Origin of the sequence: Streptomyces sp. RPT161 (assembly GCF_027533845.1) — a bacterium.
Taxonomy (GTDB): Bacteria; Actinomycetota; Actinomycetes; order Streptomycetales; family Streptomycetaceae; genus Streptantibioticus_A; species Streptantibioticus_A silvisoli_A.
This window is the reverse complement of sequence record NZ_JAPZVN010000044.1, coordinates 1-15,310: the sequence shown is the minus strand read 5'-3', so window position 1 is coordinate 15,310 and position 15,310 is coordinate 1. Positions and strand designations below refer to the sequence as shown.

15 protein-coding genes are annotated in these 15,310 nt (G+C 66.0%); 5 read left to right on the top strand and 10 right to left on the bottom strand.

The window, feature by feature from the left end; genetic code table 11:
• Window positions 1-161: 161 nt before the first annotated feature.
• Window positions 162-968 (bottom strand): Hachiman antiphage defense system protein HamA, encoded by an 807-nt coding sequence (locus O5O46_RS34590; protein ID WP_269859652.1) that lies wholly within the window; start codon window positions 966-968, stop codon window positions 162-164.
• 381 nt (window positions 969-1,349) lie between these two features.
• On the opposite strand from O5O46_RS34590, the gene O5O46_RS34585 reads away from it, so the two are divergent.
• The gene (locus O5O46_RS34585; protein WP_269859650.1) at window positions 1,350-1,973 is read left to right on the top strand and encodes a histidine phosphatase family protein; all 624 of its coding nucleotides are present in this window, start codon (window positions 1,350-1,352) and stop codon (window positions 1,971-1,973) included.
• Between the two features lie 104 nt (window positions 1,974-2,077).
• Window positions 2,078-2,371, top strand: a complete 294-nt coding sequence (locus O5O46_RS34580) for a hypothetical protein (protein ID WP_269859649.1) — start codon at window positions 2,078-2,080, stop codon at window positions 2,369-2,371.
• Window positions 2,372-2,709: 338 nt separating this feature from the next.
• Here the strand turns inward: O5O46_RS34580 and O5O46_RS34575 are convergent, their stop codons facing one another.
• Genes O5O46_RS34575 through O5O46_RS34565 form a run of 3 tightly spaced genes read right to left on the bottom strand, consistent with a single transcriptional unit; the run spans window position 2,710 to window position 4,672 of the window.
• Complete coding sequence (locus O5O46_RS34575; RefSeq protein ID WP_269859648.1) at window positions 2,710-3,555, bottom strand: hypothetical protein; 846 nt, start codon at window positions 3,553-3,555, stop codon at window positions 2,710-2,712.
• A complete protein-coding gene (locus O5O46_RS34570) occupies window positions 3,552-4,457 on the bottom strand; it encodes a sigma-70 family RNA polymerase sigma factor (protein ID WP_269859647.1) in 906 nt (301 codons plus the stop codon). The genes O5O46_RS34575 and O5O46_RS34570 overlap by 4 nt, the downstream gene beginning before the upstream one ends.
• Complete coding sequence (locus O5O46_RS34565; protein WP_269859646.1) at window positions 4,454-4,672, bottom strand: hypothetical protein; 219 nt, start codon at window positions 4,670-4,672, stop codon at window positions 4,454-4,456. The genes O5O46_RS34570 and O5O46_RS34565 overlap by 4 nt, the downstream gene beginning before the upstream one ends.
• Window positions 4,673-5,667: 995 nt before the next feature.
• On the opposite strand from O5O46_RS34565, the gene O5O46_RS34560 reads away from it, so the two are divergent.
• Entirely contained in the window at window positions 5,668-6,123 is a 456-nt protein-coding gene (locus tag O5O46_RS34560) for a hypothetical protein (RefSeq protein ID WP_269859651.1), read from the top strand.
• Window positions 6,124-6,132: 9 nt separating this feature from the next.
• On the top strand, window positions 6,133-6,480 hold the full coding sequence (locus tag O5O46_RS34555) for a hypothetical protein (RefSeq protein ID WP_269859645.1): 348 nt from the start codon (window positions 6,133-6,135) through the stop codon (window positions 6,478-6,480).
• Between the two features lie 237 nt (window positions 6,481-6,717).
• Here the strand turns inward: O5O46_RS34555 and O5O46_RS34550 are convergent, their stop codons facing one another.
• Window positions 6,718-7,338, bottom strand: a complete 621-nt coding sequence (locus O5O46_RS34550) for a TetR/AcrR family transcriptional regulator (protein WP_269859644.1) — start codon at window positions 7,336-7,338, stop codon at window positions 6,718-6,720.
• A 74-nt stretch (window positions 7,339-7,412) separates the two neighbouring features.
• Here O5O46_RS34550 and O5O46_RS34545 point away from each other — a divergent pair, with 74 nt between their 5' ends.
• Window positions 7,413-8,330: an alpha/beta fold hydrolase gene (locus O5O46_RS34545; protein ID WP_269859643.1), complete on the top strand. Its 918-nt coding sequence runs from the start codon at window positions 7,413-7,415 to the stop codon at window positions 8,328-8,330.
• A gap of 296 nt (window positions 8,331-8,626) precedes the next feature.
• On the opposite strand, the gene O5O46_RS34540 is transcribed toward O5O46_RS34545, so the two are convergent.
• The 5 genes from O5O46_RS34540 to O5O46_RS34520 all read right to left on the bottom strand — a co-directional run bounded on the left by O5O46_RS34540 (window position 8,627) and on the right by O5O46_RS34520 (window position 14,827).
• The gene (locus O5O46_RS34540) at window positions 8,627-8,794 is read right to left on the bottom strand and encodes a hypothetical protein (RefSeq protein ID WP_269859642.1); all 168 of its coding nucleotides are present in this window, start codon (window positions 8,792-8,794) and stop codon (window positions 8,627-8,629) included.
• Window positions 8,795-8,857: 63 nt separating this feature from the next.
• Window positions 8,858-8,998 (bottom strand): hypothetical protein, encoded by a 141-nt coding sequence (locus O5O46_RS34535; protein ID WP_269859641.1) that lies wholly within the window; start codon window positions 8,996-8,998, stop codon window positions 8,858-8,860.
• A 138-nt stretch (window positions 8,999-9,136) separates the two neighbouring features.
• Window positions 9,137-9,415, bottom strand: coding sequence for a hypothetical protein (locus tag O5O46_RS34530; RefSeq protein ID WP_269859640.1), 279 nt, complete (start codon window positions 9,413-9,415; stop codon window positions 9,137-9,139).
• A 12-nt stretch (window positions 9,416-9,427) separates the two neighbouring features.
• Window positions 9,428-14,191, bottom strand: a complete 4,764-nt coding sequence (locus O5O46_RS34525; RefSeq protein ID WP_269859639.1) for a putative T7SS-secreted protein — start codon at window positions 14,189-14,191, stop codon at window positions 9,428-9,430.
• Between the two features lie 48 nt (window positions 14,192-14,239).
• Window positions 14,240-14,827 carry a hypothetical protein gene (locus tag O5O46_RS34520; RefSeq protein WP_269859638.1) on the bottom strand — a complete coding sequence of 196 codons (588 nt, stop codon included), beginning with the start codon at window positions 14,825-14,827 and terminating at the stop codon, window positions 14,240-14,242.
• Window positions 14,828-15,310: the final 483 nt, after the last annotated feature.

The following is a 15,310-nucleotide window of genomic DNA, read 5'->3' as shown; positions in this document are numbered from 1 at the left end:
CCCGAGCTCGGCGGTGGTGTAGGTGTAGTTGGCGCTCCCGCCTTCGGGACTGATCTGCTCGCTCAGCACCTAGGAACGCAGCTGGGCGCGCAGGATCGGCCGGGCCTCGCCCTCGGTCAGTGCTTCTTCGCCCAGCCGTCGGACGATGCCGTTGTAGTCCCTCACGCCGCTTCGCCACCGTGCGTGCGCGGGGCAAGCCCAGCTTCGGCGACCCAGTAGACCCGGGCGACGAACTCCTTCAAGTCCTTGATCTTCACTGCGGTTAGCTCTGTAGGCTGGGTCACGACGCCAGCCACCAGGGTGACCATGTCGTCGTTCCACTTGTCAGCGTCGTGCACGAACACGATGTGCCGATGGATCTTGCGCCGGGCGCCAGGGCGCTGCAGCGCCCCCAAGTGGCGTGCCAGGAAGAAGTGTTGCCGGTCAGCGCAGCGGGCCATCAGGAAAGCGAGGCTCTCATCCAGACGCTCCAGCACCTTCTCCAGGCTCTCGCTGGCCTCGGAAGCGACCTGCTTGTCACGCCTCGAGCGGGTCTTGACCTCTGCCACTGCGACGACGGGCGGATCGTCGCGGAAACGGAATGCCAGTACGTCGGTACCCTGCACCGCCTGGGCCGCGGTCTGCTTGTACCGCAGCTTCAACACTGGGACACACCAGCGGCGCACCCTCCGGTACAGGGCGCCGGTAACGATCTCGCCGAAGTCGCCGTGCCGGGTCATCGTCCTGGCGGGAAACTTGTTGGTGCGCAGGTAGTCGGCGACCTCCGGCGCACCGAGGTCGTCGAAGACAAAGGCAAGTTCACCTGGGCCGACATAGTTGCGGGCGACCTCGCGGCCGAGCTGATCTAGCAATTCTTCCTCGCGCACCCACCCGGCATCGGTCAGGGCCTCGAAGGTAAGCGTGCCCTCCGGCTGCTCCACCGGCTGCTGCTGCAACCACCTATCGAACACGCGCCCCCCTTCTGTCATCTTCACTGTGCGTCCACATTCTCGTCCCGCGGAACCGGCAGCTGGGCCGCTTTTCGCCTTTTCACAAAACATCTCAGCCGACCGCCGCCGCAACTGGCTTTAACCGGCAAGGCCAGCGGCGGGTGTAGCTGCCGTCATGCCAGCGGCCGAGGGTCACTTCGGCATGTAGCTGTGCCTGCGGACTAACTGGGTCACCAACGTGCGGCGCACTCAACGCAGCAGGCGTCAGCGACTGGCTGGACACACCCACATCAGGCGGGCTGCTCGCCGGCTGCCCCAGTGGTTCGGCGCCCCCCCTCAACTGAGTTGGGTGCGGCTCTGCTGAAGGGAACGTGAGGAGGAGACAGGAACCAGAGCTTGCGGGGCGGCGTCCACCTCGGCATGCACGATCGATACCTCTATCTCGCTCGCCACGGCGAAGCCACTCCCGACGAGGGAGGGCTCACAGAAGCTGGGCGACGGCAGGCGGAGCTGCTGGGCAGGCGCTTGCACGGCATACCGTTGGCGGCCGTCCACCACGGTCCGTTGCCTCGCGCCGTGCAGACGGCTCGGCTGGTCGGAGAGCAGTTGGGTGAGGTGCCGCTCTGCGAGTCCGAAGCAGCCGGCGACTACGTTCCGTACATTCCGGAGTCAGACGAGTTCCCGGCGGAGATCGCCGACGCCTTGGCGGCGCGGTTCGCCTCAGTGTCGGCTGAGGAGCGTGCACATGGCGCGGAGCTGGCCCGCCGGGCGGTCAGAGACTTCACCGAGCTGGTTGACCAGGAGGATGCGCCTCGTCACGACCTCGTCGTCACCCACGCGTTTCTCATCGCCTGGCTGGTGCGCGCCGCGATGGACGCCCCGGCGTGGCGCTGGATGGGGCTCAACCACGCCAATGCGGCGCTCACCGTGATCCGCTATGCCCCGGCCCGGCCAGCAACAGTCCTGGTCTACAACGACATGAGCCATCTGCCGGACGACCTGCGCTGGACCGGGTTCCCCTCCCAACTCCGCACGCCCTGCTGAAGCTGAAGCGGTCGCTGTCACGTGAGCCGGCTGCGCTGGTCGGCCGGGGCCGTCGGGGCTGCGTTCGGACCGTCGATGCCGGGCTGCCTGCTGCGGGTGAGCGTGTGGCGCTGGCGTATGCGGGGGCCGAGCGGCAGGTCATCGGCTTGCTGACGGTGCCGAACTGGCAGCCGGGGATGGGGCCGGAGGTCCTGCCGCGGGTGTACCGCGACATCGTGGAGGTGGTGGTGGACGCGCCCGGGCCGGCCCGGGCCAAGCAGATCGTTCCGAGGATCGGGCTGCCGGCCGAGACCGGGAAGACCGAGGGCACCCGGTCGAACGGGAGCCTTCCGCCCTGGGAACAGTGCGGCGGCCACCGGCCGCCGTTGCGGTCGCCTGAGCTCCCGGCTGCCGTTTGAGATTACCGTCCATCGACGCACCACCGAACGTCAAGCAGCAGAGACCTCGCATTCGGGCGAGCCAGCGCCAGGCACGCCTGCGCGGGCCTCCAGACCGCGAACACCGGCTGGGCCATCGAGGCGCGCCAAGCTCACCACCGACAGGCTCCGGGCCCTGTCCGACCTCGGGCTGGACCGAAGTCGTCGTGCGCGGGAGCGGCCCCGACCGTACTGCGTCCCGCCGCAGGCGGGGACCGGGGCCTATCCCGCACGCTCCATTCCGGCACGGGCCGAGGGCGAGCTAGTCCGACCAGGTGAGCAAGGGACCGTGACTCCAGTGTCCGGAGTCGACGGCGCTCTTACCGTGTGGCGGTCTCTCCCATCTGCGGGCGCACTGGCTCGGTGGTGGGTCGACGGGGGGTGCTCTGGTGGGTGTCGCGTGGGGCGCGGCGGCGGGGGTCCAGGCGGGCGGGGAGGCTGTTGGGGATGTCGGAGCAGTTGGCGGCAACGGCGAGGAGGGTGCTGATCCGGTGGGCGAAGTCGGGTCCGGGTGTGGGTAGCTCCATCTCGGGTTGGTGGAGGTAGCCGATGGCGACCGCGGTGGAGACGTAGTCCATGAGTTCGGTGACCGTGGCGGAGCGGGGGCGGGTGGTGGACTTCGCGAGGTGGCGTAGGACGCGCAGGATCGTGGTGGTGGAGCTGTTGGTGACTCGGTGTTGGGATGGGCACCAGGAGCAGAAGGACTCCGGGCTTGAGTGGTGTTGTTGAGTGGGGGGTTCGGGTGAGGGCTGGGCGTCGTCGGTCTGGCGGTGCCACCAGTCGGCTGCATCGCTTTCGCCTTGGGCCAGGTGGTGGAGATAGAGGCAGTATGCGGCGACGGCTTGTCCGGCGCCGGCTGCGTACTGCCACCAAAAGCGTGCGCCGTCGTCGGTGTCGGTCAGTTGCAGGACGCAGCCGAGGATCAGGGCGCTGGAGGGTTCGGGCACCTGGTCGGTGACGAACTGGTCGATGGTGGTGGCGGGGGTGTGGAGGACGAGGGTTTCGCACAGTGCGCGCAGTTCGTCGGCGGCGGCGTTGAGTTGACGGGGCTTTGCCGGGTTGGCCTGGGGGGTTGTTGCCGGGGTGGAGGAGGGGATGATGTCGCGGGGCACCGTGCGGTCGCGGACCAGCAGGGCCCTGGAGAGGATCTCTTCGATACGGGTCATGCGGGGTTTCCTTCGGTCTCGGGCGGCGGGCACAGGACGCTCTCCAGGAAGTGGACGGCGTGACGCTCGTCGGACTGCACGGTGACCAGCGGGACGCCCAGGAGGTCTGAGGCCTGCTCGGGGGAGGCTCCGCACAGGCGGCGCAGCACCATGACGTCGAGTTGCTGGTCGGGCAGGCGGCTCATGGCCTTGAACAGCTCCAGGCTCTCGGTCAGTTGGTCCATGCGGTCGGTGTCGGTGGTCAGGGACTGCAGGGCGATGGTGTCGAAGGCGGCCCGCGCGAGCTCGGGTCGCCCGTCCAGATGCGGGGTTTTGGACATGACCGTGGCGCGCAGGACCTGCCAGGCGTACCGCCGGGTGTCGGGGCTGGCGAGTGCCTCGTTCCAGCCCAGCCAGAGAAGGTCGAAGGTGTCGGAGACGGCGGCGTCGCGCTGGTCGTCGTCGAGGAAGACTTGGGCGTAGAGGCGGTAGTGGCTCTCCACCAGCTCGCGGAACGCGGGGAGGTGGAAGGGTGGAGGCATGTGCGCTGTGGTCACGGTGGCCTGCCGGGTGGAACGTTCCACCCACTCGCTGGACTTGTGTGCCTCGAACGCTGCCTGCCGCCACAGCCTGTACAGGGGTGTGCTGGGCAACTTCAGCTCGACGGACAGGCTGTAGATGATCTCCCATCGCGGATACAGCCCGGTCCCGCGCAGCAACTCCGACAGCTTGGACTTCGCGAGCCGGACACGAGCGCTGAGCTCGCTCAGGGGCAGACCGCTGTGCAGGTAGCTGTCGCGCATCGGCTCAAGCCAGGCACGATGGGCGCTGCCCACATTGTCCGCGATCGGCCCGAGCTTGCGCCCGGGACGCACAGGGACGGGTGTCGCGGAAGGTTCCGGCGACTCGAAGGACGTCGTCACAGGGCGCCGGCCTCCTTATCCGGGACGGCGGCCACGCGGTGGCCGGAGGCCGGCTCAGTCTGCGAACGTACCGAACGCGCGATCTGCTGCACCGTCAGCCCAAGGACCGGGGCGAGCGTGGCGATCGCGGCCACCTGGCCGACCGCCACCATCACCACACTCCATGCGAACACCGTCAGCGTCGCGACGATGATCAGTATCTGCTTGCGCGCCATCCAAGCTCCTGATGCCGGTCGATGCCAGCACGACCCATCCGAAAGCCGTGCAGGGAGCCCGGGGACAGCGGGTGCCGAACCGCCGCCCTTCGGGAGAGCAACCAGCATGGAGCGAAGGGGAGTTGCTACGCCACGTGATCATGGATTTACGGAACAATGACAGTCCTCGATCGCCCTGCAGGCGCGCACGGGTGACCGTTTGGGGCGCAGGTACAGCGCCCTATGGTGCGTCTACCGGGTAGAAGTTCCCGGTTTTCCTTGCAATCCCGCCGCCGACCCCCGTCAATGGAAGCAGGACACCCCTGGTGTCGGTCTCCATCCGGGAGAGCCCGCCTCCGTGCCGAAATGTTGAGGCGAGCACCTCCGCTCTCGCCTGGCCGCTGTTGGAGGCCAGGCGAGAGCGGAGCGGTCCTGAAAAGGACACCCAGACCGTAGACCAGGCCACTGACACCGGACCCTTGCCGAACTCCCGGAACTCATCGGCGTCGGCCACCGCTGCCACGCTCCAACCCGAAAGCGACTGGAAGAATCCCGGACCGCGCGCGGCCGCGAGCTGGTGGCCGCCCAGGGGCGCTCACAGCGTCGTCCAACGCCGCCCCCGACCATCCACGCGGCGGCCCCAGGCCGACGCCCACCTCAACTAGGCCACGCGCAGCGCAGGTGCAGCCTTCCCCGAGACCACCCAGCCAGCACCCCACCCCCCTTCCTTCCTCCACCTGTTGCTGGGCGAGGCGGTCGTTGAGGGGAAGTCAGCGTTTGGCAAACCCTGAAAAGGCAGGCTGACCAGCGGAAACACACGGCCCATCCCCGGAACGGTGCGGGGGATGTCGCGGGGAATGGTGCGGGGAATGGTGCGGGGGATGTTGCCGGGCGACCGCGCGGCTTTGCCTCTCGGTACCTGTTTCTGAACATGGCGGACCGCCAATTGAACAGGCGGCTGCGCAGTGTCCAGGAACGTTGAGGTGCACCACCACCCGTGGGGCATGATCGAGACTATGGAGCATCCCCATCTGCCGAGCACCGAGGCTGCTGTCATGGTGATACGTGAGATCGCGCAGGCGCAGAACCTGGAGGTGACCGTCACCGACGACGTCGGCGCAGACCAGACGTCCCGTCGTGCCTCGGTAGGGGCATTCACAGTCCTGGACCCGGACGGCTCGCTGCCGCACGAGGCATTCATCGAGTTAGGGGGCTCTCCTGCCGTAACCGTCCGGATCTTCCCGGAGGACGACGCGAAAATCACTGTCGACGGCGTGGACTTCGAGGACGTTCCCCGGGACGCTGTCCCGGCGTTCCTGCGGTCTATCTATAGCGGTCTGGCCTACGTAAAGGGGAGGTTCTTCCCGCCTGGCCAGTGGCTGATTGTCCCGTTGCCCAGGGATGAGACCTATAAAGAGCTGATCTTGCGCACCACACTCAGCCCCTGGCTTGCCCGCAACGTTCGCAGCTAGAGGCGGTGAGTGCACGCGCTGGGCGCCGTGATGCGTTGGGCGGCCCGCATGGTCTGGGCACTGCTGACCGCCGGGATTCGTCTGGTGGTGGGCCACTCGGTCACCTGGACTGCACGGTCAGCCGGTGCCTCCGACCGTATCGTGGCACGGCCCGCAGTCCTGGCCTTGATGGCAGTGGTCAGCGTCGCCCTGTTCGTGGTCGGTGCCGGGCCAGGCCGCAGCCTCCGCCCGGCACTGACCGTACTCGCCTTCGTCGTCGGCGCCGTCCTGCTGATAGCTCTGGCGCCTGACCCGGCCCCGTTGGGCACAGGGGCTTTGCCCTCCACACGATCCGCGGCCCCGCTACGCCTAACCTGACGGGCTGCCAGCCAGCGGCGACATCGATTCACCGCCCGGCGCGGGGCTTATTGCCCACCTGCGGTGGTGTGGGCGGTCAACTGAAATTCCCCACGTATGGCGAGGTACGTCGTCACATTCTGTAACGCTTGATGAGGGCAGATCCTTCGCTACCGCGTCGGCGGTCTGCTTCGGTCACTGTCTGGTCTCTTGTCTGCGGTGTGTGTGGGTGTGAGCGTCGTGTGGATGGGTGCGCGGTCAGATAGCTGACGGCCTGTCCGGGGTGAAGACGCGGTCGATGTGGTGGCGCAGGATGTCCCAGGCGGCCTCCGCGGTGCGCTGTCCGACGAGGACGCTGGTTCCGAGCCCTGCGGACATGGCGAGCAGCCCCACCACCTCGGCTCGCAGATCAAGGCGTTGGGAGGTGTGTCCGGCGTCGCGTGCCGCGGTCAACTGGGCGATGAGGAAGTCCTCCATGGCGTTGGGATCGCGCAACAGCGGCTGGGTGGCGAGCGTCGGATCGGTCAGCGCCAGGGTGGCGTAGGAGGTGTAGACGAGGTGGAAGGTGCGGCTTTCCTCGTCCGTGGGCAGCGCCTCAGCCAGGGTGGTCTCGATGACGGTGCGCGGGGTCGGTGACGCGCCGTTGGCCCGGATACGGTCCCGTACCCGCTCGCCCATCCGCTGGGCGAGATAGCCCAGTGCGAAGTGCAGTAGCTGTTCCTTGGTCTTGAAGTAGTACTGGATCAGGGGGACCGAGACCCCCGCCTCTTCCGCCACATCCCGCATCACGATGGCGTGCAGCCCTCTTGCGCTGGCGCACCGCACAAGTGCTTCGGCGATCTCGCTTCGTCGTTGCTCGTGGTCAACCCGCTTCGGCATGCTTTTACTATACCGCCATATGGTAAAACTGTGTCAGCAGTGTTGAACCCGAGCCGACGAGTGGGGAGCACGTCATGGCCCGAAGCAGCACCACCCAAGGCGTAGGACGCTTCACCAGCGAGGCGGCCAGGGAGAAGTTCCTGGCCGCGTACGACGACGCCATGGGGCTGTGGCCCTGTCCCAGGCAGGAGTTGGATGTCGAAACAAGCTTCGCCACCACCCACGTCCACCGCTGCGGCCCGGACGGCGCGGAGCCGATCGTGCTGCTGCACGGCTCCGGCGGTAGTTCGACGATGTGGTTCCCCAACGTCGCCGCGCTCAGCGCACACCACCCCGTCTACGCAGTCGACACCCCCGGTGACCCCGGACGCAGCGTGCAGCACCGTCCTATCTTCGAACCAGAAGCCAGTGCCGCATGGTTGGACGAGGTCCTCGACGGCCTCGGACTCACCCAGGTCCATCTGATCGGCTCCTCCTACGGGGGCTGGCTGGCCTTGAACCAGACACTCCACTCGCCGAGCCGTATCGCCACCTCGACCCTTCTCGACCCGGGCGGCTTCGAGAAGGTCGGCGCCCGTTTCTACACCTGGTTGATCATCAATGGCCTGGCCGGGCTGCTACCACGTCGCCTCTTCCCCAACCTATCCAGCAAACTCTCCAACCCCGTCCTGGACTATCCCGAGTTGAAGCGTTCCATCCTCCTGGGCGCCCGCACCTACCGCGTGCGCCGCCCGGCCCCACTCCCTCTGACCGATAAAGAACTCAGTGCCGTCCGTACGCCAACCCTGCTCTTGATCGGCGACCGCAGCCCACTGCTCCACGCCGCACCAACACGCGACCGGGCACAACGGCTCATGCCGAACGTGGACGTCGAGCTCGTCGCCGACACGCGGCATGGCCCCTCCATCGAACATCCGGAATACGTCAACAACCGCATCCTTCAGTTCCTCAAAGCCGCAAGCGCCGGGCAGCTTCCTCGTCACACCATATGAACATCACCCAGGCGCCCTGACAGATGAGGCACCTGGTGCCGATCCCTTCCGGCCCACACTCACGTACGGTAAGCACTGGTGGCCAGACAACTCCCCGCGAACTGGCCGCCGCTGGGCAATTCCAACTGGCCACTGACACGGTGGTGAGTTCTGGCTTGTCGTGGTGAGTGCAGCACCGCCGATGGTGAGTTGCCCGCACGGAAACTCACCACCGCAGGTCAGGACGCCTCAACAGAGGCCTGGGCGGCACCACGAAGGCATCAGCGGATCCATCCCCGCAGTACCACCCTGCGCGTTCAGCGGCGGACCGCCTGCGGGTAGCGCTCACGCCGACGGTAGGGGTCATCGACACCGATCTCGTACCACGGCTCAACACGCTGCAGGCGCGGCAGCGTGGTGGCAAGCACCGAGATGGTGATGCCCTGGACGGCCTTGGCGAGCGCCTTCAGGCGCCGTTGGAGCAAGTGCTCGGGCTTGCCCGCCAAGACGACGTGCAGCGGAGGGAACTGCTGGCTTCGGGTGTAGCGCTAGCGCGCCCAAAAGTCGTGCGTCCTGCCGATCGTGCCCCGGCCGCCTTCCCAGACGCGGTGCCCGGCGTACCGCTCGTAGTCCCACACCTCCTTAGCGAGCCGGGCCCGGGTCATCTGGCCCTTATACGACGGCGGCACGGACGACACCTGCGATTCCTCCCGACACGGCCAATCCGAGATCATCCCATCCCCGCCATCCAACGTGGCAACGCCCCTCTGTGTCCGCGGGCCACCGCGGTACTGGAGGAATACGCCCCGATCTGGCCACCCCGAGCTTCACATGCGCAAGTATCGGCGCTCTGCTTCAAGGATGAGCGCCGCCAGCTCACTATCAAATGGCCATGAGTCGGCGATCACACGTCCCATGCCCGTTAGCCGCTGAGCGCGCGGGGGCACCGCGTTCGACTCGATCTGGTGTTTCATCGATTCCAGGGTCTGCCGAAATTTCGTTAGTTGTGGTGGGTTACTCACATGGCCGTGCCCTGCTTTGTGCGCTTGAAGCTCTTCATCGACGGCTTCGATGGCTGCAGTTACGGACGGCAATGGATCTTGCATGATGCTCCCAAGCTATGGTTCGAGGAGATCGCCATTAGGGTCTAGGACATAGGTTTGCATACCGCCACCTGGATAGCCAATGCCCTGTGGTGCAACCCGTCCCTCGATAATCCGAGCGCCTGGCCGGATCTTCCACTGCTTGACGTAGGTGAATTGGTTCCACTGCGCCTTGACGGCGATTTCTTCGCGGGTTGCAGGCCAGTGGGTTGTTAGGTAGCGGCCTCGCGCCCATGCGTTTTCGTTGTCGTAGAAGCGCATTCCGTAATCGGAATCTCCGACAGTTCTCACCCTCATGGTTCCCGGTTCGAAGGAGTCCATCACCTGCTTTCGGAATTCCCGTGGAACGCCTGCGTCTTGCAGGAGCTTTGCCGCGTCCCGTGTTCCGGCATGAGGATCAGGACCAAACGATTCTCCAGAGTGGTCCTGGCACGCTTCCAAGCCCAGCGGATCGGATTGAAGCAGGGGGTTCCTGACGTAGGCGTGATGGTTTGGAGCCGGGGCGAGCCCGAGGGGATCCGGCGTGGTGTACCGCGCGGTCTCCGGGTCGTAGTACCGGAAGTAGTTGTAATTCAGGCCGGTTTCGGCGTCCTCATATTGGCCCGGGAAGCGTAGTGGGCATTCAACATTGGAGTCATGTGCTGGCACGGGGAGTCGGGTTCCCCACAGTGTTGAGCGAGTTTGCCAAGAAATCTTTCCGTCGGGAGTGACAAGTTCTGTGGGCGTGCCCGTGAGGTCGGTGATGACGGCGTGGAAGCGGGAGGGTTGGCCAAGCCGTGCGATCAAGGACGTTGGATCGACGGGGGCGCCGCAGTCGGTTTGAGCCAGTGGGCGGTGCGTGTCTGGGGCGTAGTCCCAGGTTGTTGTGGGGCCGTTGTTGGTGGTTTGTTCGACTATGCGGGTTCCATCCCACGTGAATGTGGTTTCTTCCGTGATGGTGCCGTCTTCGGCGAGGCATTGCTTGGTTGTGCGTCGACCCAGAGGGTCGTAGATGTAATGCCAGTGGTCGCCGTTGGGGGTTGTGGCGTCGGTGAGGCGGTCTTCAGGGTTCCAGGTGAAGTGCCAGGTATGAGTTTGGCCGTTGAGGAGTTTGCGGGTTTTGCGGATCAGACGGCCTTGGGGGTCGTGTGCGTACGTGGTGCGCCCGGCGCGGCGGATGAGAGTGCCGGCGAATTCGCGGGCGCCTTCGGCCGGGTGATCAGGGGCCGTTGCGTGGGTGAGGTTGCCTGCTTCGTCGTAGGTGTAAGTTTCGCGCCAACCGTGGGCGGTTACGGTGGTGACCCGACCGGTCTTGCTGAGACTGAAGTGGCGGGTTCCAGAGGTGAGTTCACGGATTTCGACGAGAAGGCTATCGGCGCCGTAGGCGTAGGTGCGGTGTTGGAGGAGGGGCTGCTCGGTATCCGTGAAGCGGGTGAGTGACTGGGCGGAGAGGCGGTCTGCGGAGTCCCAGATTTGGGTGAGGCGGACTCCGTCGCCTATGCGGCGTTCTGTCTCCCGGCCCGCGGCGTCGTAGGTGAAGGTGAGCGAACCCGCGCTGGTGTGGAGTTGGGTGGGGCGGCCTTCCGGGTCGTAGGTCCAGCGAGAGACCGTCCCGCCGGGAGTCGTGCGCTCGGTGCACTGGCCCAAGGCGTCGTACCGGTAGGTGACGGTGCGGCCGTTGGTGGTTTCAGCCAGTACACGACCGAGCTCGTCGCGCTGCCAAATGAGTTCTGTGTCGGGGTTGGCGGCGCGAGTGAGGCGGCCGGCGGCGTCGTAGGCGAAGGTTGCCTGTGTGCCATCGTCCGTTGTTGTGGCGGTGGTGCGGCCCAGCGGGTCGCGGGTGAAGGTGAGGGTTTCGCCTGCGCCGTTGGTGCGGGAGGAGAGCTGGCCTGCCGCGTCGTGCGTGTAGGTGAGGGTGCGGCCGTTGAAATCGGTCTCGGCTACCAGCCGTCCCGCCGCGTCGTATGTGTAGGACCAGGTCAGGCCCTGGGGGTTGGTTACGCCGGTCAGGCGGAGTTCGGTGTCGTAGGTGAAGTCGTAGACCCTCCCGTCGGGATCGGTGCGGGATGCGGTGAGGTCGAAGTGGGTGGTGGTGTGGTGGGTGGTGTTGCCTGCCGGGTCGGTGTGGGTGAGGAGGTTTCCCTCGCCGTCCCATTCCCAGGTCTCACGCGTGCCGTCGGGGTGTTCCCGCCAAGCGGGTTTGCCTTCGACCGTCCAGCCGAGGTGAGTCGAGTGGCCGAGCGGATCGGTGATCTGCACGGCGCGTCCGAAGGCGTCGCGGGTGATGGTGGTGGTGTTGCCCAGCGGGTCGGTGATGGACAGCGGTAGCCCGGCTGCGTCGCAGGTGATGCGCTGGGTGTGGCCGAGTGCGTCCGTCACCGCCGTCAGGTGGCCCAGCTCGTCGTATGCGTAGTGGGTCTCGGCACCCGTCGGGTCCGTCGTGCTGAGACGGTTGCCCCGGTCGTCGTAGGTGTGCCGCCAGACGGCGCCGCCTGGCTCGATCACCTCTACGGGCAGGCGCAGGGCGTTGTAGGTGGCGCGGGCCTGGCGGCCGTCCGGGAGTTGGATGACGGTGAGGTCGCCGTTGGCGTCATAGGTATAGCGAGTGGTGTGGCCGAGTGCGTTGGTCTCGGCGAGCAGGAGGTGCTCGTCCGCGTCCCATTCTTTGTGCGTGGTGTGGCCGAGTGGGTTGGTCTCGGATATGAGCTTGTACGCGGAGTTGTAACGGTAGGTGGTGGTATGGCCGAGGGAGTTGGTGTAGTGGGTCGTGCGGGATGGCTCGTCGTAGACCATGCGGCCGGACATGAAGCCGTCGGAACCGTCGGTCTGCACGCAACGGCCGCGCTCGTCGTAGGTGTAGGTGAAGGTGGTGCCGTTGCGGTCCGTCCAGGAGGCAAGTCGGCCTTGTGTGTCGTAGCCGAACCGCAGGGGCGTACCGCTGGAGTTGATGACCTCGGTCAGATCGCCGGCCGCGTCGTAGCCGTACCGCATGAGCTCGGTGTCGGTGCCGTCGGCGTGGAGCAGGCGCAGGGCGGTGACGCGGGAGGCTTCGGTGTCGATCGCGATGCGGTACCCGCCGCTGTGGACGAGCTGCTCCGGAGCGCCGTTGTCGTCGTAGAAGAAGTCGATGCGGTGGCCGGTGCGGTCGGTGATGGCGTGCAGCGCAAGCGCCAGGGGGGCTCCTGCCGCGGCCTTCGCGAGCGGGACGAACTCCAGGCTACGGCCCGCCTGCGGCAGGTCGATGCGCATCGCGCCGCCCGGACTGCCATCCCAAGTGAGCGGCCAGCGCGGGCCCGCGACCGGCAGGACGGGGGCGCCAGGTTGAGGGATGGGGTAGACCAGCAGCAGACCGTCCGGGCTGGTGTAGACCACCCCTTCGTTGTCGACCTCCAAGCGCTGATCGAGGGTCGAAGCCCAGGACGTGCCGAACCAGTGGCCCGTGCGGTAGGTCGACAGGTGCGTCCGCTCGATCAACAACGGGAGCGCACCGGGCAGTTCCACATCGGTCTGCCGCATCGACACGACGCCCGTAGCGACATCTACGGGGTCGCCACACTCCGTCTTGTCGGGATTTCCGGCCTTCTTGGGATCCTCGACATTCTCCCGAGCCGCCTGGGCGGCTCGCTGCTCGGTCTCCGTCGCGACGTCCTTGCTCACGTTCTGAGCGATGTCGACCGTCGTGGATTCCGGAGCACTGGCACCATCGGTGACAAGAGCCGAGCCGGCATTGAAGGTGAATGCGCCAGCCGCGTCGCCGGGGTCGCTGCCCCACCCCGTACCAACAACTGATTTGACCAGGTCAGCAGGGTGGTTACCGTCATGCAGCAACCCCGCCGCAACCTCGTTGGTGTGCGCCAGAAACATGGCGGGATGGGTCAGGTTGTATGGGTCGTCCGGATTGACCGAGCGGACGAACTTCATAAAGTCCGCGCCTGCACCGACGAATCCCGCGCCGAAGTGGGAGTAGAGCAGCCCGCCGCCGAGCATCACGTCCTGGTAGTCACCGCTCATCCGGTCGAGGAACGTCGGTGCGGCCGGGGCCTGTTCCGCAGCCCGCGTGATGGCGGCCATAGCCGCGTCACCCTCGGCGTCCCGTTGCCTTCGCGCCTCGTCGAGGATCTCCTGAGCAGCCTTCATCCCGGCTTCCCCGGGATCGTGAAACGGCCCCGGCCTGGGCGGGGCGTCCGCTGAGGTGATGGACAACTCGAGGCTGGCGTTGTACTTGTCGACCTGCTTGTTGTACGCGGAGCGGGCATCCTGCGACTTCTTCTTGGCCGCCTTGTACATCTCGAGCGCCTGGTGGGCCTTTTCCTGTGCCCATTCCACCGTATGCGCGAAGCTCAGTAGTTGCTTGCTCGCAGCGCCACATGACTCGGCCGCGGTCAACCACTGCTTGGGGTGTGGAGTGAACCGTTGCCGGAACGCGTCGGCCGCCTCACCCTTCCAATGCTGCGGATCCAGCCGTTGCAGGCCATGGCCCGTCTCGCTGAACGCGTCAGCGAACGTGTCCAGAGTGTGGGCGCTATCGCGAATCGCCCCGGGGTTTCCATGGACCAGATCTGAGGCGACCTTGGCCTCATCGAGCGACATCTCGGGCACCTCTGCGCCCAAGGAGTCAGCGACACGGTCACCGAACCCGTCCACATCCCGCGCTGCCGACTGCAACCCCACCGCGTTGAAGACATCGCCCACCCCGTGCGCGACGCCATCCACAGCTTCGCCGACAACCTTCTTCCCCTTGTCGAGAAGGTGCTCAGCGCCATCCCCGAGATGGTTGAGATCGTCCATGAAGCCGCTCACCGGCCACTACTCCCCACCGTGTCCCACCCAAGTAACTTTGTTCGCGTGTTATTTGGAGCCCGATGAGTCATCAGAGGTGAGCTCGTTGAGAGTCCGCATGGTGCGCGCCACAGGGTTCGACTGCAGCCAGTCCTTGCCCTCGGCCTTCCAGACCTTCTCACTGTCGGTCTGGGCCTTAAGCAAGGAGTGCGTACTGTAGTCGGCGTGCTGGACCTGACTGATGGGGTTGTCTCCCCAGACCTGGTCCCACGACTCCTTCGACACCTGATCATCGGTCAGGTCAGGGTTACCCATCGCGGCAGTCACAACGTTCTTGAACTTCCCCTCGATGTACTTGTCTTCCTCATAGAAGCTCCCAGCCGCGAGGTGCAGTCGCAGCGCGAACTGGTTCCCGTCGTGGACGAGGGCACGCACCCCCCACTCCCAGCGGTCGCCGAACGTCTTCAACGCCGACGTCAGCCCCGAATGGCCCAAAGTCATCCCCGTCAGCTCGATCTGCGAGAAACCCCGGCCAAGCTCAGCAGTCTCAACGATGCCCAGCTTCTTCAGTTCCGCCAACACCTTGGTCAACCCCTCAGCGGTCTCCTTCAACGCCTCAGGATCGACCCCAAGGTCCTTGCCGCCGCGGTCACTCACAGTCGACTTTCCCCCTACACGATCAGTGCCACCCAACCTACTAGGATCCGACTCCGTCGCTCAATTCCGCCAGCCTCAACGGCGTGGTCCCCCAACTGGATGTCGGAGGGGAGCGGCTCAGAATTCTGCTCCCCGCTATCCGTGGCAGCAACGGAGCCATGTACGGCATGGTGCACCCCCGCACGCTGGCCGCGGTCTTCGCAAACACGGCCTTTGCCTACGAGGACAGATGATCCACCTCGAGATCCCGACGCATGGCGATCCGTAACCGGGTCAGAGATTCCTCGAGCCCAGCTCGCCACCCGAGCTGACCTGTCACCCCCTGGAGGGAGAAGCGCCTGGGCCCCGCAACGATCCCTACGAGCACGACGATCCTCCCCTGCTCGTCTACGCCATGTAGGCCCTGAATCGAACGGCATGACCGCTGCTCGTCCGCGCCAGCCTCGCCGCCATCGACTGCTCGACCGCCAACCCCAGCTCTGC